28 protein-coding genes are annotated in these 26,286 nt (G+C 58.9%); 16 read left to right on the forward strand and 12 right to left on the reverse strand.

The window, feature by feature from the left end:
• Positions 1–17: 17 nt before the first annotated feature.
• Together yjfP and J0F90_RS01855 are read left to right on the forward strand one after the other, a co-directional pair.
• Positions 18–770 carry an esterase gene (yjfP, locus tag J0F90_RS01850; RefSeq protein WP_033638915.1) on the forward strand — a complete coding sequence of 251 codons (753 nt, stop codon included), beginning with the start codon at positions 18–20 and terminating at the stop codon, positions 768–770.
• Between the two features lie 124 nt (positions 771–894).
• On the forward strand, positions 895–1,269 hold the full coding sequence (locus tag J0F90_RS01855; RefSeq protein ID WP_033638914.1) for a hypothetical protein: 375 nt from the start codon (positions 895–897) through the stop codon (positions 1,267–1,269).
• A 99-nt stretch (positions 1,270–1,368) separates the two neighbouring features.
• On the opposite strand, the gene J0F90_RS01860 is transcribed toward J0F90_RS01855, so the two are convergent.
• Both J0F90_RS01860 and J0F90_RS01865 read right to left on the reverse strand, forming a co-directional pair.
• Entirely contained in the window at positions 1,369–1,635 is a 267-nt protein-coding gene (locus J0F90_RS01860) for a YdgH/BhsA/McbA family protein (RefSeq protein WP_033638913.1), read from the reverse strand.
• 10 nt (positions 1,636–1,645) lie between these two features.
• Positions 1,646–1,852, reverse strand: a complete 207-nt coding sequence (locus J0F90_RS01865) for a hypothetical protein (protein WP_126186680.1) — start codon at positions 1,850–1,852, stop codon at positions 1,646–1,648.
• A 236-nt stretch (positions 1,853–2,088) separates the two neighbouring features.
• Here J0F90_RS01865 and rpsF point away from each other — a divergent pair, with 236 nt between their 5' ends.
• The 5 genes from rpsF (at position 2,089) to J0F90_RS01890 (ending at position 4,002) form a co-directional block, all read left to right on the forward strand.
• Complete coding sequence (gene rpsF / locus J0F90_RS01870; protein WP_004933634.1) at positions 2,089–2,487, forward strand: 30S ribosomal protein S6; 399 nt, start codon at positions 2,089–2,091, stop codon at positions 2,485–2,487.
• An 8-nt stretch (positions 2,488–2,495) separates the two neighbouring features.
• Entirely contained in the window at positions 2,496–2,813 is a 318-nt protein-coding gene (priB, locus tag J0F90_RS01875) for a primosomal replication protein N (RefSeq protein WP_049233092.1), read from the forward strand.
• Between the two features lie 4 nt (positions 2,814–2,817).
• Positions 2,818–3,045: a 30S ribosomal protein S18 gene (gene rpsR, locus J0F90_RS01880; RefSeq protein ID WP_000135199.1), complete on the forward strand. Its 228-nt coding sequence runs from the start codon at positions 2,818–2,820 to the stop codon at positions 3,043–3,045.
• A 39-nt stretch (positions 3,046–3,084) separates the two neighbouring features.
• Positions 3,085–3,537 (forward strand): 50S ribosomal protein L9, encoded by a 453-nt coding sequence (gene rplI, locus J0F90_RS01885; protein ID WP_004933629.1) that lies wholly within the window; start codon positions 3,085–3,087, stop codon positions 3,535–3,537.
• Between the two features lie 111 nt (positions 3,538–3,648).
• Positions 3,649–4,002, forward strand: coding sequence for a DUF488 domain-containing protein (locus J0F90_RS01890; protein WP_033638912.1), 354 nt, complete (start codon positions 3,649–3,651; stop codon positions 4,000–4,002).
• A gap of 3 nt (positions 4,003–4,005) precedes the next feature.
• On the opposite strand, the gene J0F90_RS01895 is transcribed toward J0F90_RS01890, so the two are convergent.
• On the reverse strand, positions 4,006–4,680 hold the full coding sequence (locus tag J0F90_RS01895) for an OapA family protein (protein WP_033638911.1): 675 nt from the start codon (positions 4,678–4,680) through the stop codon (positions 4,006–4,008).
• A 267-nt stretch (positions 4,681–4,947) separates the two neighbouring features.
• Between J0F90_RS01895 and bamJ the strand changes: the two genes are divergently transcribed.
• A complete protein-coding gene (bamJ, locus tag J0F90_RS01900; RefSeq protein ID WP_004933618.1) occupies positions 4,948–5,568 on the forward strand; it encodes a BamJ family beta-barrel-assembly machinery protein in 621 nt (206 codons plus the stop codon).
• Between the two features lie 98 nt (positions 5,569–5,666).
• Here the strand turns inward: bamJ and J0F90_RS01905 are convergent, their stop codons facing one another.
• Positions 5,667–7,619: a bifunctional 2',3'-cyclic-nucleotide 2'-phosphodiesterase/3'-nucleotidase gene (locus J0F90_RS01905; protein WP_033638910.1), complete on the reverse strand. Its 1,953-nt coding sequence runs from the start codon at positions 7,617–7,619 to the stop codon at positions 5,667–5,669.
• Positions 7,620–7,874: 255 nt separating this feature from the next.
• Here J0F90_RS01905 and cysQ point away from each other — a divergent pair, with 255 nt between their 5' ends.
• Positions 7,875–8,615, forward strand: coding sequence for a 3'(2'),5'-bisphosphate nucleotidase CysQ (gene cysQ / locus J0F90_RS01910; protein WP_004933611.1), 741 nt, complete (start codon positions 7,875–7,877; stop codon positions 8,613–8,615).
• A gap of 1 nt (position 8,616) precedes the next feature.
• On the opposite strand, the gene J0F90_RS01915 is transcribed toward cysQ, so the two are convergent.
• Positions 8,617–9,174, reverse strand: coding sequence for a YtfJ family protein (locus tag J0F90_RS01915; protein WP_025159587.1), 558 nt, complete (start codon positions 9,172–9,174; stop codon positions 8,617–8,619).
• 330 nt (positions 9,175–9,504) lie between these two features.
• On the opposite strand from J0F90_RS01915, the gene J0F90_RS01920 reads away from it, so the two are divergent.
• The gene (locus J0F90_RS01920; RefSeq protein ID WP_004933604.1) at positions 9,505–9,711 is read left to right on the forward strand and encodes a DUF1107 domain-containing protein; all 207 of its coding nucleotides are present in this window, start codon (positions 9,505–9,507) and stop codon (positions 9,709–9,711) included.
• 68 nt (positions 9,712–9,779) lie between these two features.
• Here J0F90_RS01920 and paeA read toward each other — a convergent pair whose 3' ends face one another.
• Complete coding sequence (paeA, locus tag J0F90_RS01925; RefSeq protein ID WP_016929344.1) at positions 9,780–11,111, reverse strand: polyamine export protein PaeA; 1,332 nt, start codon at positions 11,109–11,111, stop codon at positions 9,780–9,782.
• 180 nt (positions 11,112–11,291) lie between these two features.
• Positions 11,292–11,930, reverse strand: coding sequence for a peptide-methionine (S)-S-oxide reductase MsrA (msrA, locus tag J0F90_RS01930; RefSeq protein ID WP_103086418.1), 639 nt, complete (start codon positions 11,928–11,930; stop codon positions 11,292–11,294).
• A 307-nt stretch (positions 11,931–12,237) separates the two neighbouring features.
• On the opposite strand from msrA, the gene tamA reads away from it, so the two are divergent.
• From tamA to J0F90_RS01945, 3 genes are read left to right on the forward strand one after another with little or no spacing between them, the layout of a single operon-like run.
• Complete coding sequence (tamA, locus tag J0F90_RS01935; protein WP_249339672.1) at positions 12,238–13,956, forward strand: autotransporter assembly complex protein TamA; 1,719 nt, start codon at positions 12,238–12,240, stop codon at positions 13,954–13,956.
• Entirely contained in the window at positions 13,953–17,771 is a 3,819-nt protein-coding gene (gene tamB, locus J0F90_RS01940) for an autotransporter assembly complex protein TamB (protein ID WP_033638908.1), read from the forward strand. The genes tamA and tamB overlap by 4 nt, the downstream gene beginning before the upstream one ends.
• Before the next feature lie 2 nt (positions 17,772–17,773).
• Positions 17,774–18,121, forward strand: coding sequence for a gamma-glutamylcyclotransferase family protein (locus J0F90_RS01945; RefSeq protein WP_004933596.1), 348 nt, complete (start codon positions 17,774–17,776; stop codon positions 18,119–18,121).
• A 52-nt stretch (positions 18,122–18,173) separates the two neighbouring features.
• Here J0F90_RS01945 and ppa read toward each other — a convergent pair whose 3' ends face one another.
• Positions 18,174–18,704: an inorganic diphosphatase gene (ppa, locus tag J0F90_RS01950; protein WP_004933594.1), complete on the reverse strand. Its 531-nt coding sequence runs from the start codon at positions 18,702–18,704 to the stop codon at positions 18,174–18,176.
• 260 nt (positions 18,705–18,964) lie between these two features.
• Between ppa and J0F90_RS01955 the strand changes: the two genes are divergently transcribed.
• Positions 18,965–20,518 (forward strand): methyl-accepting chemotaxis protein, encoded by a 1,554-nt coding sequence (locus J0F90_RS01955; protein ID WP_033638907.1) that lies wholly within the window; start codon positions 18,965–18,967, stop codon positions 20,516–20,518.
• A 45-nt stretch (positions 20,519–20,563) separates the two neighbouring features.
• On the opposite strand, the gene fbp is transcribed toward J0F90_RS01955, so the two are convergent.
• Positions 20,564–21,568: a class 1 fructose-bisphosphatase gene (gene fbp / locus J0F90_RS01960; RefSeq protein ID WP_004933587.1), complete on the reverse strand. Its 1,005-nt coding sequence runs from the start codon at positions 21,566–21,568 to the stop codon at positions 20,564–20,566.
• Positions 21,569–21,737: 169 nt separating this feature from the next.
• Here fbp and mpl point away from each other — a divergent pair, with 169 nt between their 5' ends.
• The gene (gene mpl, locus J0F90_RS01965) at positions 21,738–23,117 is read left to right on the forward strand and encodes a UDP-N-acetylmuramate:L-alanyl-gamma-D-glutamyl-meso-diaminopimelate ligase (protein ID WP_016929338.1); all 1,380 of its coding nucleotides are present in this window, start codon (positions 21,738–21,740) and stop codon (positions 23,115–23,117) included.
• Positions 23,118–23,314: 197 nt separating this feature from the next.
• On the opposite strand, the gene yhcN (J0F90_RS01970) is transcribed toward mpl, so the two are convergent.
• The 3 genes from yhcN (J0F90_RS01970) to argR all read right to left on the reverse strand — a co-directional run bounded on the left by yhcN (J0F90_RS01970) (position 23,315) and on the right by argR (position 24,836).
• Positions 23,315–23,578: a peroxide/acid stress response protein YhcN gene (gene yhcN / locus J0F90_RS01970; protein WP_025305042.1), complete on the reverse strand. Its 264-nt coding sequence runs from the start codon at positions 23,576–23,578 to the stop codon at positions 23,315–23,317.
• Between the two features lie 120 nt (positions 23,579–23,698).
• Positions 23,699–23,962 (reverse strand): peroxide/acid stress response protein YhcN, encoded by a 264-nt coding sequence (gene yhcN / locus J0F90_RS01975; RefSeq protein WP_004933574.1) that lies wholly within the window; start codon positions 23,960–23,962, stop codon positions 23,699–23,701.
• Between the two features lie 403 nt (positions 23,963–24,365).
• Positions 24,366–24,836 (reverse strand): transcriptional regulator ArgR, encoded by a 471-nt coding sequence (gene argR / locus J0F90_RS01980; protein WP_016929335.1) that lies wholly within the window; start codon positions 24,834–24,836, stop codon positions 24,366–24,368.
• A gap of 464 nt (positions 24,837–25,300) precedes the next feature.
• Between argR and mdh the strand changes: the two genes are divergently transcribed.
• On the forward strand, positions 25,301–26,239 hold the full coding sequence (mdh, locus tag J0F90_RS01985) for a malate dehydrogenase (RefSeq protein WP_028127571.1): 939 nt from the start codon (positions 25,301–25,303) through the stop codon (positions 26,237–26,239).
• Positions 26,240–26,286: the final 47 nt, after the last annotated feature.

Genomic DNA, 26,286 nt, shown 5'->3' on the forward strand with positions numbered 1-26,286 from the left:
GAGTTGAGGATGAGCGGATGATTGAAATTCATGACGAGCGGGTGGGCGATATTGCGGTGATCCATGCGGTGCCGGCGGGGCAGTATCATCGGCCGCTGCCGACGGTGTTCTTCTGCCATGGTTATACCTCGTCGAAAGAGGTGTACGCCTACTTCGCCTATGCGCTGGCGCGCGCCGGTTTTCGGGCGGTGCTGCCGGATGCCGATCGGCACGGCGAGCGGTTCGACGGCGATGAGACGCGGCGCCTGGCGTCGTTCTGGGAGATCCTGCGCAGCAATATCGACGAACTGCCGCAGATCAAGGCGCATTTTGAGCGGCTTGGCCTGATAGCCGACGGACGCATCGGCGTCGCCGGCGCCTCAATGGGCGGCATGACCGCGCTCGGCGCCTTCGCGCGCTTCCCGTGGATCCGGGCGGCCGCCAGCCTGATGGGCTCAGGTTATTACCGTTCGCTGGCGCAAACGCTGTATCCGCCGTTGGACGAAGAGGGCGAGGCGCTCTCGCCGGCGGCGTTTGCGGCGCGCACCGCCGTGTTGGCGGAGTATGAGCTGGAAGGGCGTTTGGAGACGATTGCCGGGCGGCCGCTGCTGCTGTGGCACGGCGAGACGGACGACGTGGTGCCGGCGGCTGACAGCCAGCGTTTGGCGGCTGAACTGCGGCGGCAAGGCGCGGACGGTCGTTTGACATCGCTCATCGAATCGGGGGTGAAGCACCGCATCACGCCGCTGGCGCTGTCCGCCACGGCCGACTTTTTCCGCCGCGAACTGTGATGCGCCGACGGGCACGATGCATGGAATTGCGCCGCTCTGTGCGGGCTGTTTCGGGCATTGTTTCATGCATGTCGGAGGAGAATGTCAGCGTGAGTTCTTTCAGGGGCAGCAAGGAGCGGAGAGCATGATAAAGGGTATCAGCAATACGGCCGAGACAGCGCGCGGGCTGGCGGGAACGATGAAAGCGCGCGCCGAGCTTAACTCAGCGGCCTTCAGCGAGATGCTGGGGGCAGCCGACGGCAAGGCGCGGCAAAACAAGGCGCATCCGCTGTCGCGCATCACCGCGCAGACGGTGCAAAACATGACGGCGCTGTTCGCCTCCGCGCCGAAAGCGGCGGCCACGCAAACCGCGAAGGCCGGCTCGCTCTCCTTCGAGCAGCGGGCGACGCTGGAGGAAAGCGCTGAACTGCTGCAGGTACGGACAAACTATCTGCGGACGGCGCTGCAATTGCACAATCCGGGCAAGGCGTTCAGCGCGCCGACGTTGCTCAAACTGTGATGGGTGAGGAAGTGGAGCGCCCGACAGGCGGCGCTCCGGTGCGAACTGAACGGGCTTTCTGATGAAGCCCTGGGGATTTCCCTGGCGTGGCGCGTCTTTTTAACGGTACAGCTCGGCGCTAACGTGCATCGTGCTGTTGTCGCCCGGTTCGTGCAGGGCGATGATGCGATAAGAGCTTGCGCCGCGTTGATCGGCGATTTTACTGACCTGGCTGCTGGCGTCATCCGGCGAGACCACGTTCTGGTTCAGGGTGACGAAGCCAACGCTCTGGCGTTGATCGGCCTGGTGCGAGGAGATCTCTGTCGCGGCCATCACGTTGGCGGAGAACAGGGCGGCAAGCGCCGTCGCGAGAATGATGCGTTTCATAGTGCCTCTCTTACTTTTTGCCGTTACGGCCTGACAGCGAGTGTCGCTGCGGCAAAAAGTCATTTATCTGCATTGAATAACCTGGGATCTTTTTCGTCGCGCTGTCTGCGGCGGATATGGTTAATTTTAGTCCGTTGCCGGCGATTAAAAAGCGGGGTGTTTTGAAGGCATCTTTCAAAAAAAATGAAATAGATTTGTGACTCAGCGCTGATTTCATTGAAAGATTTTTGAAACTGATGGATCGGCGTACATAGGTTCACTCACGAGCAAATCGTGCTATTTCCCATAGCGCCTCGCATTAACGCGAATAAAACCCACGCAGTCCTTGAGTTTCCCGCCCTGCGTCAGTATGATTACGCGTCATTTTTCAGCCGCACACTAAACACGTTCCTTGCTTCCATGGGCCGCGGTTGACCCTGACAGGAGGCTGAATAATCCGTAAGGAGCAATTCGATGCGTCATTACGAAATCGTTTTTATGGTCCATCCTGACCAAAGCGAACAGGTTCCGGGCATGATCGAGCGTTACAGTGCTACCATCACTAACGCGCAAGGTCAGATTCACCGTCTGGAAGACTGGGGCCGCCGTCAGCTGGCTTATCCGATCAACAAACTGCACAAAGCTCACTACGTTCTGCTGAACGTTGAAGCGCCGCAGGAAGCGATCGATGAGCTGGAAACTAACTTCCGCTTCAACGACGCCGTTATCCGCAGCATGGTTATGCGCGTTAAGCACGCGGTAACTGAAGCATCTCCGATGGTTAAAGCGAAAGACGAACGTCGTGGCGATCGCCGCGAAGACTTCGCTAACGAAACCGCAGATGATGCAGATGCTGGGGATTCTGAAGAGTAATTGCCGCCGTGACGGCTAATCGTCTGGTTTTGTCGGGCACTGTGTGCAAGGCGCCGGTTCGAAAAGTGAGTCCTTCCGGGATACCGCACTGCCAATTTGTGCTAGAGCACCGTTCGCAGCAGATGGAAGCCGGATTCAGCAGACAAGCATGGTGCCGAATGCCCGTGGTTGTCAGCGGACAACAGTCACAAGCACTAACTCAAAGATTAACGGTCGGCAGTCAGATTACCGTGCAAGGCTTTGTAAGCTGCCATCAAGGGCGCAACGGGCTGAGCAAATTGGTTCTGCATGCCGAGCAGATTGAATTGATAGATTCTGGAGACTAGCCAAATGGCACGTTATTTCCGTCGTCGCAAGTTCTGCCGCTTCACCGCGGAAGGCGTTCAAGAGATTGACTATAAAGACATCGCTACGCTGAAAAACTACATCACCGAAAGTGGTAAAATTGTACCGAGCCGTATCACCGGTACTCGTGCAAAATATCAGCGCCAGCTGGCCCGTGCTATCAAGCGCGCGCGCTACCTGTCTTTGTTGCCGTACACTGATCGTCATCAGTAATCGGCCACTGTCCATTAACGACTTTGAGAGGATAAGGTAATGCAAGTTATTCTGCTTGATAAAGTAGCAAACCTGGGCAGCCTGGGTGATCAAGTTAACGTTAAAGCGGGCTACGCTCGTAACTTCCTGGTACCACAGGGCAAAGCTGTTCCTGCTACCAAGAAAAACGTTGAGTTCTTCGAAGCACGCCGTGCTGAACTGGAAGCCAAACTGGCTGACGTTCTGGCTGCTGCTGAAGCTCGCGCAACCAAGATCAACGAACTGGGTTCAGTCACCATCGCTTCCAAATCTGGCGACGAAGGTAAACTGTTCGGCTCTATCGGCACCCGCGACATCGCTGACGCAGTGACTGCGGCAGGCGTTGAAGTTGCCAAGAGCGAAGTTCGTCTGCCGAACGGCGTTCTGCGTACCACTGGCGAGCACGAAGTGCACTTCCAGGTACACAGCGACGTGTTCGCACAGCTGAATGTAGTTGTGGTTGCAGAAGCGTAATTTACGCTGCTGTTAACCCGGTTAAAACGCCAGCCTCGCGCTGGCGTTTTGCTTTTCTGCGCCCGGCAAAACGCGCTACGCTTGAAGACGGAATGAAAAGGAGAGCGTGCGATGGCAACGATTACGCTACAGCGGGTTTACGATTTCAGCGCGCCGGCGCCGGAACATTGTTATCTGATAGACCGGCTATGGCCGCGCGGCATCAGCAAAGAGCGGTTGACGGGCGTGCAGTGGTTGAAACAGGTGGCGCCGGATGACGAGCTGCGCAAGTGGTTCCATCAGCATACCGACCAGTGGGAAGCCTTTGAGACGCGATACCGCCAACAGCTGGCGGCCAACGACGCCTGGCAGCCGCTGGTGGCGCTGTTACGGCAGGGGCACGCGCTGACGCTGCTGTATGGCAGTAAAGATACCGAGCACAACCAGGGCGTGGTGCTGCGCGAGTTTCTGCTGGCGCAGCTGTAGAGATTAGCGTTCCCGGCGGTAGCTGCCGTCGGCCTGGCGGCGGAACAGCGCCTGGCTATTGTCTGCCGTGGTGACCGACAGTGCGCTAATCACGCCGTTGGCGTCGCGTTCAATGCGCACTTCCTGGCCGGCTTTCATGTTGCTCAGCGGCTTGTCGCCGCCTTCCACCTGCGCCATGGCGAACACTTCATTCACCGGCAGATTGTTGTCGCGAAACAGTTGGGCCAGGGTCTGGCCGGGCTGGATCTGATAACGCTGCCAGTTGCCCGCCGGCGTCGGCTCGTTGGCGGGCGTGGCGGCGCTTCCGCCGTTTTGCAGCTCGGCCTGCAGCGGCACGCTGGTTTCCTGCTGAGAGACCGGGAACGGCTGTCTTTCGGGCGAGTAGGGCCACAGCAACGCCAGCAGCAGGATGATGCCGAAGATCAGCACCCAGCGGCGGTGAAAGTAGGGCAGCGGTTCCATCCAATGGAAACCGTCCGGCAGATGCCAGACTTTAATCAGCAGCGCTTTGACCCGCTGCATTTTGTCGTTGGCCGATGGCGGCTCCGATGGCGGTTCCGCGTCTTCCTGCGTGGGTGCGGCGCCGGGTTTCAGGCGCTGGCTGATGTTCAGCCAGGTGCGCAGCAGCGGCTGGTAGATGCGGGTGGTTTTCCTTCTCCTGGGCGCGATTCTGCCCATGGTGACCTCTCTTCGACGGCGTAATAATCAGTGCGGCGCGGCAAGCGCGTCGCCTGCCCGATATCCTGCCTTCAGTATAGTCCGCTAACTGATTGAAGTGAAAGGCGGCTGAGCGGCAGGGCCGGGGTTTGCGGCTGCGGGCGTTAACAGAAGGTTATTGTTTCTTTTTCTACGACAAAAGTCATCATTCTCCACACAAGATTTTACCCGGCATTGACGCGCTGTTATGCTGCGCTTTCGACTTTTTACAGACTTAAGGAAAACCCCATGACAACCCCTTCTTTTGACAGCGTTGAAGCGCAAGCAAGTTACGGGATTGGTTTACAGGTAGGCCAGCAGCTGCAAGAGTCCGGGCTGGAAGGTTTGCAACCGGAAGCTTTGCTGGCGGGTTTGCGTGACGCGCTGGAAGGGAATGCCCCGGCGGTTCCGGTAGACGTGGTGCACCGTGCGCTGCGTGAAATCCACGAGCGTGCTGACGCGGTGCGCCGCGAGCGCCAGCAGGCGATGGCGGTTGAAGGCCAGAAATTCCTGGACGACAACGCCAAGCGCGACGACGTGACGCTGACCGAGTCTGGCCTGCAGTTCTCCGTGCTGGAGCAGGGCAACGGCCCAATCCCGTCCCGTCAGGACCGCGTGCGTGTGCACTACACCGGTCGCTTGATCAACGGCGACGTGTTCGACAGCTCGGTTGAGCGCGGCCAGCCGGCGGAATTCCCGGTCAGCGGCGTGATCCCAGGCTGGATCGAAGCGCTGACCCTGATGCCGGTCGGTTCCAAATGGCAGCTGTATATCCCGCACAACCTGGCCTACGGCGAGCGTGGCGCAGGCGCGTCCATTCCGCCGTTCAGCGCGCTGGTGTTCGACGTCGAGCTGCTGGAAATCCTGTAATCCCACCGAGGATTGTTCTGGGCGCCTTCGTGGCGCCCTTATTTTATGCGCCGCGCAGGCGAGCGATGAATGGCCGGGCGCGCCGGCCAAAAACCGCGTCACTTACCGCTTAAATCGATGCGATAAACCGCGAAGCCGATGCTGTCGCTGCCTGCGGCGCTCATCGGATATTGGGCGTGCGCTTTGACAAACCTTGTCGCTTTGTCCGAAGGCGAGGTCTCGAAGCGGATATCCAGCGGTTGCTGGCTGCTGAAGTTCGCCAAACGCCAGTTGTTGTCCGCCTGCGGGCGCACCGCGCCATGCCGCTGAGTTTCGGCGCTGATGTAGGCCGCCAGCACCGAGCGGTTTTCATCCGGCGAAGCGAAGGCGATATGTTTGTCGCCGGTGCCGGCAAACTTGCCGCCGTAGGCGCGGTAGTTGTTGGTGGCGACCAGGAAGGTGGCGTTCAGATCGATCGGCTTGCCGTTGAAGGTCAGCTGCTTGATACGCTCCGCCTTGTCGTTGATCAGTTGGCATTCGCCGTCGTAGCGCGCCGGCTGACTGACGTCGATCTGGTAGTTGACGCCGTCGATCACGTCGAAGTTATAGGTGCGGAAGCCGTCCCAGTTGATCAAGCCCTGCGGCTTGGCGCTGTTGACGTCGATCTGGTTGAACTGGCCGGCGGAGCACTCCAGCCACTCTTTCACCTCTTTGCCGCTCGCCTTCACCACCACCAACGTATTGGGGTAGAGATAGAGATCGGCGGCGTTGCGGAAGGTGAGCTGGCCTTTTTCCACTTCGACGAAGCTGGCGGGATCGTTCTTGCGGCCGCCGACCTTGAACGGCGCCGCCGCCGACAGCACCGGCAGATCGGCCAGATCCGGATCGCCCTGGATGTAATGTTCGACGTAGGCTTTCTGCGCATTGTTGACGATTTGCACCGTCGGATCGTCCTGCACCAGCGCCAGGTAGCTGTACATGTTGCCGTCGGATTTACCGATCGGCTGGCTGACGAACTCGCGCGTGCCTTTGTGATCGTCCGCCAATACCTTCACCAGCGCGGCATCTTCCGCCGCCAGCGATTTCTTGTTCTCTTTGTCGTAGATCGGCCGCGCTTCCGCGTTGGCGGCGGTCACTTTCCAGCTGCCGCCATCGTTGTTGAGCTGCAGGTCGACCACGCCGAGATGATCGCCCCATTGTCCCGGCATCACCGCCGGCACGCCGTTCAGCAGACCTTTGTCGATATCCGCGCCTTTGATGTTGGCAAAGTCCTTGCTCGGGAACACCGCATGAGCGTGGCCGAACATGATGGCGTCGATGCCCGGCACCTGGCTGAGGTAATAGACCGAGTTTTCCGCCATCGCCTTGTAAGGCTCGCTGGACAGCCCGGAATGCGGGATCGCCACCACCAGATCGGCGCCCTCTTTACGCATCTGCGGCACGTAGCGCTTGGCGGTGGCGGTGATGTCGTCCACCGTCACTTTGCCCTGCAGGTTGGCCTTGTCCCACACCAGGATCTGCGGCGGCACGAAGCCGATGTAGCCGATGCGCAGCGTATGCGCCTTGCCGTCGCGGTCTTTCACCGGCGTATCGACGATGATGTACGGCGTGAACAGCGGTTTTTGCGTTTTGGCGTCGATGACGTTGGCGTTGATATACGGGAATTTGGCGCCGGCGATGGCGTTCTTCAGGTAGTCCAGCCCATAGTTGAACTCATGGTTGCCGATGTTGCCGACGACGTAGTCCAGCGTGTTCATCGCCTTATAGACCGGGTGCACGTCGCCCGGTTTCAGCCCCTTGGCCGCCATGTAATCGCCGAGCGGGCTGCCCTGAATGATGTCGCCGTTGTCCACCAACACCGCGTTGGCGGCCTGCTGGCGCGCCTGTTGGATCAGGCTGGCGGTGCGCACCAGGCCGAACTTGTCGGTCGGCGTGTCCTTGTAGTAATCGAAGTCCATCATATTGCTGTGCAGATCGGTGGTTTCCAGCACGCGCAGATCGACGGTGGCCGCTTGCGCGGAGGCGCACACCAGCAGCGCAAGCGCGGACAGCGTCAGTGGATGCTTCATCATTTGGGGGGCTCTCCATTCCATTATTCGAGTGTTATCGCAGAGGGAAATGTAATTAACATTGCTTGCCACAGCAAACTGTGAAGTGTGGCAGAAAACGGCGGCGGGTAACGCGGGGAAGTTCACAGTTGTGCTCAACAAGAACTGAGGAATTCCCGGGGCTTAGGCGGTTGAGATGGATATTCGGCGTAAAAAAAACTAGTCTGCTAGCAGAGACAGGGGGAAATTTCCCACGGAGATGCGGAGTTGAGGTGCATGATGTTAGAGCGAATTTGCCAACTGTCCCGCGAGGCGGGGGCGGCGATCATGGCGGTGTACGACGGTGAACAACCGCTTGATGTCGCGCAGAAAAAAGATGATTCACCGGTGACGGCGGCCGATCTGGCGGCGCATCACATCATCAAGCGCGGCCTGGCGGCGCTGACGCCCGAGGTGCCGCTGCTGTCGGAAGAGGATCCGCCGGCGTGGGAAGAGCGCCGCAGCTGGACGCGTTACTGGCTGGTCGATCCGCTGGATGGCACCAAAGAGTTTTTGCACCGCAACGGCGAGTTCACGGTCAATATCGCCCTGATTGAAGACGGGCAGGCGGTGATGGGGGTGGTGTACGCCCCGGCGATCGACGTGTTGTATCTGGCGGAGCGCGGCAAGGCCTGGAAAGAAGAGAAGGGCGTGCGGCAGGCGATCGGCGTCAGCAACGCGCATCCGCCGCTGGTGGTGGTGAGCCGCTCGCATATCGACGACGAACTGAAAGATTATTTGCAGCAGCTGGGCGAGCACCAGACCGTGTCAGTCGGTTCCTCGCTGAAGTTCTGTCTGGTGGCGGAAGGCAAGGCGCAGCTCTATCCGCGCTTCGGGCCGACCAACATTTGGGATACCGCCGCAGGGCATGCAGTGGCGGTGGCCGCCGGGGCGCAAATTCACGATTGGCAGGGTAAGCCATTGCTCTATACCCCGCGTGAATCTTTCCTCAACCCCGGCTTCCGGGTGTCGCTGTTCTGAGTTAGTTCGCCAACAACTGGTGCAGTTTGGACATCACCTGCTGCACCTCTTCCGGCGTCAGCGCGCCGTCTTTGGCGAACTGGATGCGCCCTTGCTTATCCAGCACCACGATGGCGGAGCCTTTCGGCTGCAGATCCCAGGCTTTGCGCACGTTGCCGTCGCTGTCGACGATAAACTGCGACCATGGAAACTCCTTCTTGCTGTCTTCAATGCTGCTGCGCACGAACATCGCCGTGCCCATCAGGGCATCGTCGGTGTTGACGATTGTCGTCGTTTGGTAACGATCGTGTGGTAGCTTCGCTTTCTTGATCGCTTCAATCAGTGGGTCGTTCATGTCTTTGGCGGAGCTGCGGCCGGCAATATGTTGTATCACTCGCACTTTTCCACTGAGCTGCGCGCTGTTCCAGTTTTGGTAGCTAAAATTACCGTCAGCGTAATTGAGCTCTCCTTTGTCGCTGACGCCGACCGGCGCCACGCGCTGCTGGAGCTGGAAGTTGTGCGCGGAAGCGAAAAGCGGGGCGAGCAGCAGGGATACCATCAGCATGCGACTTGTTTTCATGCTTTCTCCTTGTAATGGGGGGAATTTGTGCGACAGCACTTCGACAGCCTAAAGCATAGGATGTGATAAGAGGTCTGTCCTGTTAACCGGATCGCAGATTTTCCCTTGGTTCGCTAATCATCAGATTTTGAAGGGATATCCTGAAAACGTTATAAATTATCATATACAATTCTGTCAAAAAGTGTAAATCCAGCGTAGAAATCCGGGCAGAAGTGAACGTTCTGGTCTTTACTGGGTCTACTACATGCAATCAAGTTGCGTTCTGAATTTCGAGGCTGCCACCTTTGGCGGCTCGCTGAGCGCATGGATCAACGGGAGGAGCGTAAAAGAATGAGAATCTTCCAGCGTTATAACCCTTTGAAAGTGGCAAAGTACGTTAAGACCCTGTTTCGCGGAAGGCTGTATATCAAGGACGTGGGCGCATTTGAATTCGACGAGGGGAAAATCCTGCCGCCGAAGATTCGCGACAAGCGCCATTTCAGCGTGATGTCTGAAGTGAACCGTCAGGTGCTGCTGTTGCAGACCGAGATGGGGTGAACACCTCGCTGACAGCGGTAAAAAAATGCGGCCCCGATGGGGCCGCTGATGTTTTTGTCTTACCGCCGTCAGGCCGCAGGCGCGTCGTCCGGCGCTTTCGGCAGCACCGCCGCCGGTTTGTCGCTCAGTCGGGTGACCAGCAGCTGGTCTATCTTGTAGCTGTCGATATCCACCACTTCGAACTTGTAGCCGGCGTATTTGACGAAGTCGGTGCGTTTCGGGATCTTGCGCAGCATATACATCATAAAGCCGCCGATGGTCTCGTAGTTGCCCGCCTGAGGGAACTCATCGATGTCCAGCACGCGCATCACGTCGTCGATCGGCGTGCCGCCTTCAATCAGCCATGAGCTTTCGTCGCGCGCCACGATCTGCTCTTCCTGGCCCTGGCCGACCAGATCGCCCATCAGCGTGGTCATCACGTCGTTAAGCGTGATGATGCCCACCACCAACGCATATTCATTGAGGATTACCGCGAAGTCTTCGCCGGCGGTTTTGAAGCTTTCCAGCGCTTCGGACAGCGTCAGCGTATCCGGCACGATCAGCGCCGAGCGGATCTGCACGCCGCTGCTCAGCACCAGGCTCTGGTTGCCCAGCACGCGGTTCAGCAGGTCTTTGGAATCGACGTAACCCACCACCTGATCGATATGGCCGTCGCACACCAGGAACTTGGAATGCGGATGGGTCGAGACCTTCTCCTTGATGCTCTCTTCGCTTTCGCGCAGATCGAAGTACACCACGCTTTCGCGCGAGGTCATCGAAGACGGCACGGTGCGCGATTCCAGTTCGAACACGTTTTCAATCAGCTCATGCTCCTGCTTGCGCAGCACGCCCGCCAGGGCGCCGGCTTCCACCACCGCGTAGATGTCATCGGAGGTGATGTCGTCCTTACGCACCATCGGCAGCTTGAACATGCGGAAGATCAGGTTGGCCATGCCGTTGAAGAACCACACCAGCGGGCGGAAGATCATGATGGAGAAACGCATCGGGTTGATGATCCGGACGGCGACCGTCTCTGGTGCAATCATACCGATGCGCTTCGGGGTCAAATCGGCGAACAGGATAAACAAGCTGGTCACCAGCACGAAAGAGCAGATGAAGCTGACCTGTTCCGCCAATTCGGGCGACAGGAAACGATCGAACAACACCTTGAAGGTGGGAGAGAAAGCCGCGTCGCCCACGATACCGCCGAGGATGGCTACGGCGTTCAGGCCGATCTGCACCACGGTGAAGAAGATGCCAGGGGTTTCTTGCAGCTTGAGCACTCTGGCGGCGTTGACGTTACCTTCGTCAGCCATCAGCTTCAGTTTGATCTTGCGCGAGGCGGCCAGAGAGATTTCCGACAGTGAGAAGAACGCACTCACCGCGATCAGAAAAAGAATCAGTAAAATACTGTTTAACATAATCTATCCATACGTGCCGACGGGATGACGGCGCTCTTGAGGAAGGGTAGTACATAGTAAAAAAAGCAGCGATAACAACCAGAAGGGAAGCTATCGGGCCGCAGAAGCGGCCCGCATAGTATAGCAGTTGCCCCACAGGGGCCGCCAGCGGTTAAAAAAGTGCCGCCGGCCGGCATCAAATCAGCCCTGCGGCGGCAGGCAAACGCCGATGCCGCCCAGCCCGCAGTAGCCTTCCGGGTTCTTGTACAGGTACTGTTGGTGATCGTCTTCCGCGTAATAGAACGGCAGCGCCGGCGCGATCTCGGTGGTGATGACGCGCTTGTCGCCCGCCGCGTCCATCGCCTGCTGGAAGCGTTGCAGGCTGCTTTCCGCCTCGGCCTGCTGCTCTGGGCTCAGCGTATAAATCGCCGAGCGGTACTGCGTGCCGATGTCGCCGCCCTGGCGCATGCCCTGCGCCGGATCGTGATTTTCCCAGAACAGCTGCAGCAGCTGTTTGTAGCTGACGATCTGCGGATCGAACACCACGCGCACCACTTCGGCGTGGCCGGTCTGGCCGCTGCACACTTCGCGGTAGGTCGGGTTCGGCGTATAGCCGCCGCTGTAGCCGGCGGCGGTGCTGTAGACGCCCGGCTGTTGCCAGAACAGACGCTCAACGCCCCAGAAACAGCCCATGGCGAAGATCGCCACGTCCATGCCTGCCGGCACCTGGGTCATCGAGTGCTCGGTGACCACGTTGAGCGTTGCGACAGGCATTGGCGTGGTGCGGCCAGGCAGCGCGCTTGCCTTATCGACGGTTTGTGATTTATCAAAAAATGGCACCACGGTTGACTCCTGTTGTCACAGTAAGAATTGACCCTACATGGCGGTGGTTCGGTTGTATCTCACCGCGTCTTTGCCCACAATAAGCGGCAAGTTGGATTTTGTATAAGCTTAACGCAGTATTTTGAGCGCCAAAAGTGAAGAATTCGCCTGTTGCGCGGCGGTGGCAAAGCGCGGCGGGCGGCGTCCGGAATAAGGTTGAAGAGGGCTGCCGTCATGATAGCGCGGAGTCTGCCCTGGCCCCGGAGCGAACACCATAACAGGACAGTAAAATCAATAAGGAGAACACGTGCCAAAGTACCCGGTCATGTGCTTGATATCTGTGTTGCTTGCGGCACCTGCAGCCTATGCGGCCAACGTGCGGTTGCAGGTGGAGGGGTTAAGCGGAGAGTTGGAAAAAAACGTCCGGGTGCGGCTGTCGTCGATCACGCCTGAAGAGGTTGGCACCGACGGCCGCTTCCGCGCGCGGGTGGATGAGGCGGTGCGCCAGGGGCTGCGCGCGCTCGGCTATTACCAGCCGACCATCGAGTTTACGCTGGACGATCGGCCGGGGATGTCGCGCCCGGTGTTGCACGCCAAGGTCAATCCGGGCGAGCCGGTGCGCATCGCCGGCGCCAACATCGTGCTGGAGGGCGGCGCAAAGACCGATGAGGACTACCTGACGCTGGTAAAGAAGGGGCGGCCGACCATCGGCGAGATCCTCAACCACGGCAAGTATGACAGTTTCAAAGGCTCGCTGACCGGCCTGGCGCTGCGCAAAGGCTACTTCGACGCCGATATGACCAAAAGCCAGCTCGGCGTGGCCGAAGATCTGCACAAGGCGTTTTGGGATATCGATTTCAACAGCGGCGAACGTTACCGCTTCGGCAAGGTGAAATTCACCGGTTCGCAAATTCGCGAAGACTATCTGCAAAATCTGGTGCCCTTTCATCAGGGGGATTACTACAGTTCGGAGGATTTGGCCGAGCTGAATCGCCGTTTGTCCGCCACCAACTGGTTTAACTCGGTGGTGGTGTCCCCTGATTTCAACGATGCCAAAGAGAACAAGATTTTGCCGTTGGACGCGCTGGTGACGCCGCGCACGCGCAACACCGTCGAAACCGGTATCGGTTATTCCACCGACGTCGGCCCGCGGGTGAAAGGCACCTGGAAAAAGCCCTGGCTCAACGATCGCGGGCATAGCCTGGAAACCAGCGCCAGCGTGTCGGCGCCGGAGCAGCAGCTGGATCTGACCTATAAGATCCCGTTGCTGAAGAATCCGCTGGAGCAGTATTACCTGCTGCAGGGCGGGCTCAAGAACGTCGATCTTAACGACACCAAATCCGTGACCTCCAAAGTGGTGGCCTCGCGCAACTGGGATCTCTCCAGCGGCTGGCAGCGGGCGATCAACCTGACCTGGCGCTGGGATAACTTTACCCAGGGCAACGTCAGCAATACCACTATGCTGCTGTACCCCGGCGTCAGCTTCAACCGCACCCGTTCGCGCGGCGGGCTGATGCCGACCTGGGGCGACAGCCAGCGCTATTCCATCGACGTATCCGACACCTCCTGGGGCTCCGGCGTGGACTTCGCGCTGATGCAGGCGCAGAACGTCTGGATCCGCACTCTGGCCGACAAGCACCGTTTCGTGGCGCGCGGGCAGGTGGGCTGGATCGAAACCAACGACTTCGACAAGGTGCCGCCGGATCTGCGTTTCTTCGCCGGCGGTGACCGCAGCATTCGCGGCTACAAGTACAAAGACATTTCGCCGCGCGGCGACGACGGCAAGCTGACCGGCGCCTCCAAGATGCTGACCGGCTCGCTGGAGTACCAATACAACGTGACCGGCAAATGGTGGGGGGCGATGTTCGTCGATTCCGGTGAAGCGGTGAACGATATCAAGCAGAGCAACTTCAAGACCGGCGCCGGCGTAGGCGTGCGCTGGCAGTCGCCGGTGGGGCCGGTGAAGCTGGATATCGCCGCGCCCGTGGGGGACAAGGACACCCACGGGATGCAGTTCTACATCGGTTTGGGGCCTGAACTATGAGCCTGATTAAAAAGATTTGCCTTGGATTTCTGGTCGTCCTGCTGTTGCTGATCGGCGGCCTGGCCTTCCTGGTGGGGACCACCACCGGTTTGCATATGGTCATCAACGGCGCGGCGCGCTGGGTGCCGGGGCTGGAGATCGCCGGCGTCAGCGGCGGCTGGCGCGATCTGACGCTGAAGGGCGTGAAGTATCAGATGCCGGGCGTGACGGTCAACGCCGGGCAGTTCCATCTGTCCCTCGATCTCTCCTGCTTTAAACGCAGTTCGCTGTGCGTTAACGCCTTGACCGCTCAGGACGTGGACGTGGCGGTGAACACCAAAGAGATGGCGCCCTCCGCGCCGGTGGAGGAGAGCAGTGAGCCGACCACCAATCTCAGCACCCCTTATCCGATCACCCTGCGCCTGTTGGCGCTGAATAACGTCAAGGTCACCGTCGACGATACCGCCATCTCTCTGGCCGAGTTCCGCACCGGCGCGCAGTGGCAAGAGCGCGCGCTGACGCTGATGCCGACCAAGATCGGCTCGTTGCTGATCGCCTTGCCGAAAACGCCGCAAAATCCGTTGCCGGAAGCGGTGCAACCGGCGGTCGAGGTGGCGAAAAAGGTCGGCGAGCAGGTCACCGACGCGGCGAAACCGGCGCCGCAGCCGGAAGAGAAGCCGCTCGGCGAAACGCTGAAAGAACTGTTCGCCAAACCGCTGTTGCCGGATCTGCCGGACATCCGCCTGCCGCTGGATATCACCGTGAAAGAGATCAGCGGCGAACAGCTGCGCTTGACCGGCGATACCGACGTGCTGATCACGAGCCTGTTGCTGCAGGCCAGCACGCAGGATCAGCATATCCAGCTGGACAATTTCGACGTGAAGTCGCCGCAGGGCACGCTGTCGGTGCAGGGGCAGGCGACCCTGACCGGCGACTGGCCGGTGGCGCTGACCGCCAACAGCGCGTTGAACATTGACCCGCTGAAGGGTGAGAAGGTGAAGCTGAACATCGGCGGCGGGTTGCGCGACGAGCTGAAGGTCGCGCTGAACCTGTCCGGCCCGGTCGGCGCCCAGCTCGATGTGCAAACTCGGCTGGCCGAAGCCGGCCTGCCGCTGGCGCTGACGCTGCAGAGCAAACAGCTGAAATGGCCGCTGAGCGGCGAGGCGCAGTACCAGGTCAACGATTTCCGCCTGCGCTTTAACGGCAAGGCGACCGATTACGCGCTGTCGACGCGCGCCAATCTGAAAGGCCAGGATCTGCCGCCGGCGGTGCTGACGCTGGACGGCAAAGGCAACGTCGAGCAGTTCAAGCTGGAGCGCCTGCGGCTGGCGGCGCTGCAGGGCAATACCGATCTCACCGCGCTGGTGGACTGGAGCAAGGCCATCAGCTGGACCTCGCAATTGACGCTGAGCGGCATCAATACCGCCAAGCAGTGGCCGGAATGGCCGGCGAAGCTGGATGGCAAGATCACCACGCGCGGCAGCCTGCACGGCGGCAGCTGGCAGCTGCAGGTGCCGGTGCTGCAGCTGGACGGCAACGTGAAGCAGAATAAGGTCACGGCGCGCGGCACGCTGAGCGGTAACGCCGCCGGGCAGTGGAAAATCCCCGGTATCGATCTGACGCTGGGGCGCAACCAGCTGAACGTCAAAGGGCAGCTGGACGAGAAGAGCTGGAACCTGGACGCCAACATCGACGCGCCGCGTCTGGACGGCGCGCTGCCGGGCCTCGGCGGCACCGCCAAAGGGCTGTTGAAACTGCGCGGCAATCTGCAGGCGCCGCAGCTGCTGGCGGATTTGACCGCTTCCGGCTTGCAGTGGCAGGCGCTGCGCATCAACCGCGTGAAGATCGACGGCGACGTGCGCTCCACGGATCAGATTCAGGGGCAGTTGGCGGTACGTGTCGAGCAGCTGAAGCAGGACGCGCTGGAGGTCAGCCTGCTGACCCTCGACGCCAAGGGCAGCGAGAAGCAGCACCAACTGCAGTTGAAGATCGACGGCAAACCGGTCTCCGGCCAGCTGGCGCTGCAGGGCAGCTTCGATCGTCAGCAGCAGCGCTGGCGCGGCAATTTGAACAATACCCGCTTCGATACGCCGGTAGGGGAGTGGCGCCTGACGCGCGCCATCGCGCTGGACTACCTGAACGCCGAGCAGAAAATCAGCGTCGGGCCGCACTGTTGGCAGAACCCGAACGCCGAGCTGTGCGTGCCAAAGACCATTGAAGCCGGCCAGAGCGGCCAGGCCAGCGTGGTGCTCAACCGGTTCGATCTGGCGATGATCAAGCCGTTCCTTGGCCCGGAAACCGCCCTGAGCGGCGTGTTCACCGGCCGGGCCGACGTCAGCTGGAAGCCGGGCGGCGCGCTGCCGGAGGCGAAAGTCACGCTCGCCGGCAACGGCGTCAAGGTGGTGCAGCAGGTGCAGGGCAACGCGTTGCCGATCGCCTTCGATACGCTGGCCCTCAACGCCGGCTTGAACAACGGCCGCGCGCAGGCCGACTGGCGGATCAAACTGACCAACAACGGCCAGTTCGACGGCAATATCCAGGTGGCGGATCCGCAGGTGCGGCGCACCATCAGCGGCAACGTCAATATCACCAACATCTCGCTGGCGCTGATCAACCCGGCGCTGATGAAGGGGGAAAGCGCGGCGGGCATGCTGAACGCCAACCTGCGTCTGGGCGGCAGCGCGCAGAAGCCGCTGGTGTTCGGGCGTCTGGCGTTGGATCGGGCGAAGGTGCAGGGGCACTGGATGCCGTTCGATATGACCGACGCGCGGCTGGCGGTGAATTTCAACGGCATGACCTCGACGCTGGAAGGGCTGCTCAGCACCACGCGCGGCCAGCTGAATCTGGCGGGCGATGCCGACTGGCGTGACATCAACGCCTGGCGCGCGCGCATTGCCGCCAAGGGTGACAAGCTGCGGGTGACGGTGCCGCCGATGATCCGCATCGACGTATCGCCGGATCTGGTGTTCGAAGCCACGCCGCAGCTGTTCTCGCTCAATGGCAAGGTCGACATTCCCTGGGCGCGCATCACGGTGCAGGAGCTGCCGGAAAGCGCGGTGGGCGTCTCTTCCGACGAAGTCATGCTGGACGATCAGCTGAAGCCGATTCAACCGAAGACCGCCTCGATCCCGATCAACAGCAACCTGATGATCCACGTCGGCAACGACGTGCGGCTGGACGCCTTTGGCCTGAAAGCCCGCTTGAAGGGCGATTTGAAAGTGGTGCAGGACAAGAAAGGGCTGGGCCTCAACGGCCAGATTGACATCCCTTCCGGTCGCTTCCATGCTTATGGTCAGGATTTGATCGTGCGTAAAGGGCAACTGATGTTCTCCGGCCCGCCGGATCAGCCGCTGCTCAATATCGAAGCGATCCGCAACCCGGAATCCACCGAGGACGACGTGACCGCCGGCGTGCGCGTGACCGGCCTGGCGGATGCGCCGAAGCTGGAAGTGTTCTCCGATCCGGCCAAATCGCAACAGGAAGCCCTGTCTTATCTGCTGCGCGGCCAGGGCTTGAACAGCTCCGGCGCCGACGGCAACGCCATGACGTCGATGTTAATCGGCATGGGGGTTGCACAAAGTGGTCAACTTGTGGGTAAAATCGGCGAGGCATTCGGCGTGAGTAATTTGGCTCTGGACACCCAAGGGGTTGGCGACAATTCCCAGGTTGTCGTGAGCGGCTATGTCCTCCCAGGCTTACAAGTAAAATATGGGGTGGGCATTTTCGACTCGCTGGCCACGCTGACGTTGCGTTATCGCCTGATGCCTAAGTTGTATCTTGAAGCGGTGTCTGGTCTCGACCAGGCATTAGATTTGCTCTATCAGTTTGAGTTTTAGCGATGCGAATAATTGTCTACGGCAGTTTACGGCGCAAACAGGGAAACAGCCATTGGATGACCAACGCCCAATGGCTCGGCGAGCACGAGCTCGAAGGCTATCAGATTTATAATCTGGGCCACTACCCGGCGGCGATCCCTGGAGAGGGCACGATACATTGCGAAGTGTATCGTATTAACTCATCGATTCTGGCAGAGCTGGACGAACTGAAAAGCAACACCAAGGACTATAAGCGCGAGCTGATTCAGACGCCTTATGGGAGTGCGTGGATCTACCTGTATAAACACAGCGTGGACGGTTACCCGCGAATTACCAGCGGTGACTGGCTGAAACGCCTCGAAGATCAGTAATAAAAAAACACCGCTCAATGAGCGGTGTTTTTTCATCGGACGGCGGCGAAAATTACTTCTTGGCAGCGCGTTCGAAGGAGGCGATGATTTCCGCTTTAGCCGCGGCAGCGTCTGCCCAGCCTTCCACTTTCACCCATTTGCCTTTTTCAAGATCTTTGTAGTGCTCGAAGAAGTGAGCGATCTGGGCTTTCAGCAGTTCCGGCAGGTCGTTCACGTCTTTCACGTGATCGTACTCTTTGGTCAGCTTGCTGTGCGGTACCGCAACCAGCTTGGCGTCTTCACCGGCTTCGTCGGTCATCTTCAGCACGCCAACCGGACGGCAGCGGATCACGGAGCCCGGCTGCAGCGGGTATGGGGTTGGGACCAGCACGTCAACCGGATCACCGTCCAGAGACAGAGTGTGGTTGATGTAGCCGTAGTTGCACGGGTAGAACATCGCGGTGGACATGAAACGGTCAACGAACAGCGCGCCGGTTTCTTTGTCGATTTCGTATTTGATTGGATCGGCGTTGGCCGGGATTTCGATTACTACGTAGATGTCTTCCGGCAGGTCTTTGCCAGCAGGGACCAGATTCAAGCTCATGTCGGTTTCCTTTAATCATCAAACCAGAAATGGAGTGGCGGCTATTATAGCGGACTCTTTTGCGATTTCCTGCCCTTTTCATCGTCGAAAACCCCGCGTGCCGGCGCAGGGATAATTTCCAGATTAATCCCGCCGCGGCATGAAGTTTTGTCTCCGCCTGCCGATAACTTCAACAAACAATAATGAGCCAGCAAAGCTGGCTCCGCGTTTTGCCACCCCTACTACGTCTGATCTCACTATTCTGAAGCCGGGAAGAACTCATGCTAAAAAAGATTACGGTGAAGGCTGGGCTGATCGCCCTGCTGAGCCTGATGACCATGCTGCTGATCATGGTCAGCGTTATTGGCGTCAATGCGATTAACGAAGGATCGCGCTCGATCCATACTTTAAACCAGATCCTCGGCGAAGAGCTGGGCTCGCTGGCCAACAGCTCCAACCTGACGCTGCGCGCCCGCACCGCCGCCTCGCTGGCGGTGCGCCAACGGGAGATCGGCCAGATCGATATCGCTGACGCCACCGTGGGCCGCATTTACGGCTACCTCGAGCAGTCGAACAAGGAAATGGCGCGCTTTGTCGGCGTCGGCACCGTGACCGAGCGCGGCCGCGAACTCTCCAATCGTCTGCAAAACAGCTATCGCGCCTACCTCGAGCAGGGCGTGAAGCCGATGGCCGCCGCCATCAAGGCCGGTAAAATCGATGAGTATTACCATATTCAGGAGACCCGCATCTCTGCGTTGAGCATCGCGTTTGAAAAGGATCTCAGCGATTTCCGCAGCTTCGCCATGAAGCTCGGCGAAAAGCAGGTGTATGACGCGGAAAACAACGCCAGCACCAAGATCTCGTTGATCGTGGTGGCGGGCCTGCTCAGCGTGCTGCTGGCGGTGCTGGCCTGGTTCGCGCTGCGCGTGATCATTTTGCGCCCGTTGGACGAGTCCATCGCGCAGTTGGAACACATCGCCGGCGGCGATCTGACCCATGAGATCCGTGGTGAGGGCGATACCGAGATGGGCCGCCTGGTGCGGGCGATGCAGCGCATGCAGCAGGCGTTGGCCAGTTCGGTCAGCAAAGTGCGTGACGCCAGCAGCCAGATCGACACCGGTTCGCGCGAACTGGCGGCCGGCAACCTGCATCTGGCGCAGCGTACCGAAGAGTCGGCCGCGTCGCTGGAAGAGACCGCCGCCAGCATGGAACAGCTGACTTCGACGGTGAAAATGAACGCCGAGAACTGCGAGCAGGCCAATCAACTGGCGCTGAGCGTGTCCGATATCGCCAACCAGGGCAGCGACGTGGTCAGTCAGGTCATGAGCAAGATGCAGGCGATCACCGACAGCTCGCGCCGCATCGCCGACATCATCAGCGTGATGGACGGCATCGCCTTCCAGACCAATATCCTGGCGTTGAACGCAGCGGTGGAAGCGGCGCGCGCCGGCGAACAGGGCCGCGGTTTCGCGGTGGTGGCCGGCGAAGTGCGCAATCTGGCGCAGCGCAGCGCCCAGTCGGCGAAAGAGATCAAAGGGTTGATCGAAGCGTCGCAGAACCGGGTGCAGGAAGGCGAGCAGATGGTGGAGTCGGCGGCGCAGACCATGAGCGGTATCACCGGTGAAGTGGGCCGGGTGACGGCGTTGATGCGTGAGATCTCGGCGGCGACGCGGGAACAAAGCAGCGGTATCGAACAGGTGAACCTGGCGGTGGCGCAGATGGATCAGGTGGCGCAGCAGAATGCGGCGCTGGTGGAAGAGTCGGCGGCGGCGACGCGCTCGCTGGAAGATCAGGCTCAGCTGCTGGCGCAGAGCATGGCGGCGTTCAAGCTGTAAGGCGATAAGGGTTCGGCGTGGCGCCGAACCCTTGCCAGAAACGCGTTACTCGTCCGGGTTTTCGGCGATGAAGCGTTCTGCGTCTTCCACCATCGACTTGGTGCCGACGAAGAATGGCGCGCGCTGGTGCAGTTTCACCGGCGTGATGTCCAGAATGCGATTTTTGCCGTCGCTGGCCTTGCCGCCGGCCTGTTCGGCCAGGAACGCCATCGGGTTGCATTCGTACAGCAGGCGCAGCTTGCCTTGCGGGTGGCTGGCGGTGCTTGGGTAGATGTAGATGCCGCCTTTCAGCAGGTTGCGGTGGAAGTCCGCCACCAGAGAACCGATGTAGCGCGAGGTGTAAGGGCGCTGCGTCGCTTCATCCTGCTCCTGGCAGTACTTGATGTATTTCTTCACGCCGAGAGGGAACTTGATGTAGTTGCCTTCGTTGATGGAATACATGTTGCCGCTCGCCGGGAAGCGCACTTTCTCGTGAGAGAGACAGAACACGCCCAGAGACGGATCGTACGTGAAGGCGTGGACGCCGTAACCGGTGGTGTACACCAGCATGGTGGACGAGCCGTAAACCACGTAACCCGCTGCGACCTGGGCGCTGCCCGGCTGCAGGAAGTCTTCTTCGGTCACTGGCGTGCCGACCGGCGTGATGCGACGATAGATAGAGAAAATCGTACCGACCGAGACGTTGACATCGATGTTGGACGAACCGTCCAACGGATCCATCAATACGACATACTTGGCATTTTCAGCTCGCTCGCCGTCGAATATCACGATTTCATCTTCTTCTTCGGAAGCGATACCCGCAACTTCACCACGCGCTTTCAACGCCGCTTTCAGTTTTTCGTTCGCGTACAGGTCCAGTTTCATCTGAACTTCGCCCTGTACGTTGGACACCCCGCTGGTCCCCAGAATATCAACCAGGCCGGCCTTGTTGATGTCGCGGTGGATGATTTTGGCGCCCAGTTTAATGGCAGAAAGTAACGCGGTCAGCTCGCCGGTGGCGTGCGAGAAGTCGTGCTGTTTCTCGACGATAAATTCGCCTAACGTTTTCATGACACAATCCCTGAATCTACGGATGGATAGCGGCCTGTTAACAAACCGCCAACGTTTTCGCGAGCAGTGTAGCCCAAAGATGCGCGCCATTCATAGGCAAATCCATTTCTTCTGGACGATTCTGAGCGTTAGAATATGCCGACATTCGATGCACTCACATGAGAAACCTATGCGCATTCACATTCTTGGGATCTGTGGCACCTTTATGGGCGGGCTGGCGATGCTGGCGCGCTCACTGGGGCATGACGTCACCGGTTCGGACGCCAACGTCTATCCGCCGATGAGCACGCTGCTGGAGAACCAGGGGATCGATCTGATTCAGGGTTATGATCCCGCCCAGCTGGATCCGGCGCCGGATCTGGTGATCATCGGCAACGCCATGACGCGCGGCAACCCGTGCGTGGAGGCGGTGCTGGAGCGCGGTATCCCTTACGTTTCCGGCCCGCAGTGGCTGCACGATGCCGTGTTGCGCGATCGCTGGGTACTGGCGGTCGCCGGCACCCACGGCAAAACCACCACCGCCGGCATGGCGACCTGGATCCTCGAAGCCTGCGGCTACCAGCCCGGCTTCGTCATCGGCGGCGTGCCGGGCAACTTCGACGTCTCGGCTCGCCTCGGCGGTAGCCCGTTCTTCGTGATCGAGGCCGACGAGTATGACTGCGCGTTCTTCGACAAGCGCTCCAAGTTCGTGCACTACAGCCCGCGCACGCTGATCATGAACAACCTGGAGTTCGACCACGCCGATATCTTCGACGATCTGAAAGCCATCCAGAAACAGTTCCACCACCTGGTGCGCCTGGTGCCGGGCAAAGGCAAGATCATCCTGCCGGACAACGACAGCCACCTGAAGCAGGTGATGGCGATGGGCTGCTGGAGCGAACAGGAGCTGGTGGGCGAAGAGGGCGCCTGGCGCGCGCAGAAGCTGACGCCGGACGCCAGCCATTACGCGGTGTTCCTCGACGGCGAGCAGGTCGGCGAAGTGAACTGGGCGCTGGTGGGCGAGCACAACATGCATAACGGCCTGATGGCCATCGCCGCGACCCGTCACGTCGGCGTGCAGCCAGCGGACGCCTGCCGCGCGTTGGGCGATTTCATCAACGCCCGCCGCCGCCTGGAGTTGCGTGGCGAAGCCAACGGCGTCACGGTTTACGACGACTTCGCGCACCACCCGACGGCGATCCTGGCCACTCTGGCCGCGCTGCGCGGCAAGGTCGGCGGCACGGCGCGCATTCTGGCGGTGCTGGAGCCGCGATCCAACACCATGAAAATGGGCATCAGCAAAAACGATCTGGCGCCTTCGCTCGGCCGCGCCGACGAAGTGTTCCTGTTCCAGCCGCACCACATTCCGTGGCAGGTCGCGGAAGTGGCGGATGCCTGCGTGCAGCCGGCGCATTGGAGCGCGGATCTCGATACGCTGGTGGAGATGGTGGTGAAAACCGCGCAGCCGGGCGACCACATTCTGGTGATGAGCAACGGCGGTTTCGGCGGCATTCACGATCGCTTGCTGGACGCGTTGGCGAAAAAGCAGGAACCGAAGGTGACCTACTGATCGTTCAGCCGCATAAGCCAATCTAAGGGCCGCATTCGCGGCCTTTTTTACGCCCATAAAAAAGCCCTCGCGAGCGAGGGCAACGGGGTTCGTCGGATAGGACGACGAGAGGGTCTCTGGGAAATCGGCGTTTGCGTCAGAACTCGGCAGTGGCAGTGACGAGGGTAATCAGCTCTGCAAAGCCGTTCCCAGAGTTGTTATTTGTAAATCTCGGCGGTGGCGTGGTAGTTGCCTTCGTTACGGGCTTCGATCACGCGGTAGGCGGTCGCGCCTTTCGCGTCGGCTTTCTCCGACAACGCCTGGCGAATATCGGTCGGCGCGCCGTCGATACCGCTGACGGTAATGGTGCCGATAGATTGCAGATTGGCGGTCTGATCGTTAGTCACCAACTGGGCGGCAGATGCGCCGAAGGAGATGACGGACAGCAAACCGAGTGCAGCAAGAGTAGTTTTCATGTTCATGATAGCGATCCTTGTTCATAACAGCCTGGAAGGGCTTGGCAGCGATTTTTATTCTTGAAGGCCGTTATGACAGCGTTTGATTCCAGAGAGGTATTGCCCGTTGCCGGGTAATGCCGTTACTTATTTGTAGATTTCAGCGGTCGCGTGGAAGTTGCCGTCGTTGCGCGCTTCGATTACGCGGTAAGCGGTCGCCCCTTTGGCGTCAGCTTTGTCGGACAGCGCCTGGCGAATGTCGGAAGGCGCAGCGGCGACGCCGCTCACGGTGATCACACCGGCGGGCTGCAGTTTTGCGGCCTGGGTAGCATCAACAGATTGTGCTGCGAATGCACCAAAGGAAAGCATGGACAGAACGCTCAGGGTTGCAACGGTAGCTTTAATTTTCATCATCTCACCTCATCGTATTCTTTTATCAGTTCCAACGAACTGTGATTCAGTTCACGAAAATGAGTATACAGCTAGTAACGCGAAAAATTAATAGTTCGCTAACAGTTTCTAGTGAAACTTTAACCTCATGATCCTTATTTTTTATAACCATAAGGAATAAAAAACGCTCATAAAACGATCTTTTGATGTTAAATTTATGTAATTTCAATAAGGTAAGTGATTTTGACCAAAAGTGCGGAAGATCACAGTGGGTACTGCTGGTTACATGGATATGTCATGGAAATGTGTTGTTGCGGGATAAAAAAGCAGTGTTAAACGCGGTTGAAGGCTGGGAAGGTAACGCGAGGGTTAAAGAAGCGCTAACAAAATGCGGTTTACAGCCGCACTTTGTTAGCGCCAGGTTTCACAGCTCTTGCTCGAACACGCCCAGGATCGCTTCATGCAGCTTCTGAGCGGTAAAGCCGCTGGACGGGGTGACGAAAATCGTGTCGTCGCCGGCAATTGTGCCGAGGATACCCTGGGATTTACCCAGTGAGTCGAGCAGGCGGGCGATCAGCTGCGCGGCGCCCGGGCTGGTGTGGATCACCACGACGGCATCGTTATGGTCGACGTCGAGCACCAGATTCTTCAATGGGCTGGTGGTGGTCGGCACGCCGAGTTCGGCAGGAAGGCAATACACCATTTCCATTTTGGCATTGCGCGTACGTACCGCGCCGAACTTGGTCAGCATGCGCGATACTTTGGATTGGTTAATGTTTTCGAAGCCTTCTTCTTGCAGCGCCAAAACGATCTCGCCTTGAGAACTGAATTTTTCTTCTTTCAATAACGCTTTGAACGTCTTGATCAGATCTTCCTGTTTTGCGGGATTACGCATTTTGCACCGTGGAATGTTGATAGTGGAAGCCATGATTATGCATATAGATGAATTTTTATGCAACAAAGGCCGCCCCAAAGAAAATAAAAATGACCGGACGGCGAGGAAAGGGCGGCATTTTAACAAAATCCGGCCGCGATGAATATGCCCTTTTGGCGACGGAAAATCGGCCTGCAGTGGTAAATAAAATGTTATTAAAATGATGTTGTTCTGATGTTGCGTAAGGGTGTAATGTAACGGCCGGTTAACTTGCTCGTGAATAACCTCGCACTATTTTTGATTAGTGTGCGCTATGCCCTTCATGCGTAAGCGATTTAATCTAAAATGGGCGCGACAGCGGCCGTTTTATTACACCTGCAGGCAAGAATTGGCTAATTTATTGTTTTGAAAGGTGTAATAACTTAAGGTCCGTAACCAACACATTCACGGCGCTTTATATATTTAAGATAATAAAGGAGTATAGGATGAAAGTTGCAGTTCTCGGTGCTGCTGGCGGTATCGGCCAGGCCCTCGCCCTTCTACTCAAAACCCAGCTTCCTTCAGGTTCTGAACTCTCTCTCTACGACATTGCCCCCGTTACCCCAGGCGTTGCCGTCGACTTAAGCCACATCCCAACCGCAGTTAAAATCAAAGGCTTCAGCGGCGAAGACGCGACTCCGGCTCTGCACGGCGCGGACGTGGTGCTGATTTCCGCCGGCGTGGCCCGTAAGCCTGGCATGGATCGCTCTGACCTGTTCAACGTTAACGCCGGCATCGTGCGTAATCTGATTGAGCAAGTGGCGAAAACCTGCCCGAAAGCCTGCATCGGCATCATCACCAACCCGGTTAACACCACGGTTGCCATCGCGGCGGAAGTGCTGAAAAAAGCCGGCGTTTACGACAAGAACAAACTGTTCGGCGTGACTTCGCTGGATATCATCCGTTCCAACACCTTCGTGGCCGAGCTGAAAGGCAAGCAGCCGGAAGAATTGAACGTGCCGGTGATCGGCGGCCACTCTGGCGTGACCATCCTGCCTCTGCTGTCGCAGATCCCTGGCGTGAGCTTCACCGAGCAGGAAGTGGCGGATCTGACCAAACGCATTCAGAATGCCGGTACCGAAGTGGTAGAAGCCAAAGCCGGCGGCGGATCTGCAACGCTGTCCATGGGTCAGGCGGCCGCCCGTTTCGGTCTGTCTCTGGTGCGTGCGCTGCAGGGCGAGAAAGGCGTTGTGGAATGCGCTTACGTTGAAGGCGACGGCAAATACGCTCGCTTCTTCGCGCAGCCGCTGGTGCTGGGCAAAAACGGCGTTGAAGAACGCAAAGATATCGGCACCCTGAGCGCCTTCGAGCAGAAAGCGCTGAACGAGATGCTGGACGTGCTGCATAAAGATATCGAACTGGGCGAGAAGTTCATCAATAACTGATCGACACCGATAGTCAGCCGATAAACGCCGCCGGACGCTGTTCCGGC

Origin of the sequence: Serratia marcescens subsp. marcescens ATCC 13880 (assembly GCF_017299535.1) — a bacterium.
In the GTDB taxonomy this organism is placed as follows: Bacteria; Pseudomonadota; Gammaproteobacteria; order Enterobacterales; family Enterobacteriaceae; genus Serratia; species Serratia marcescens.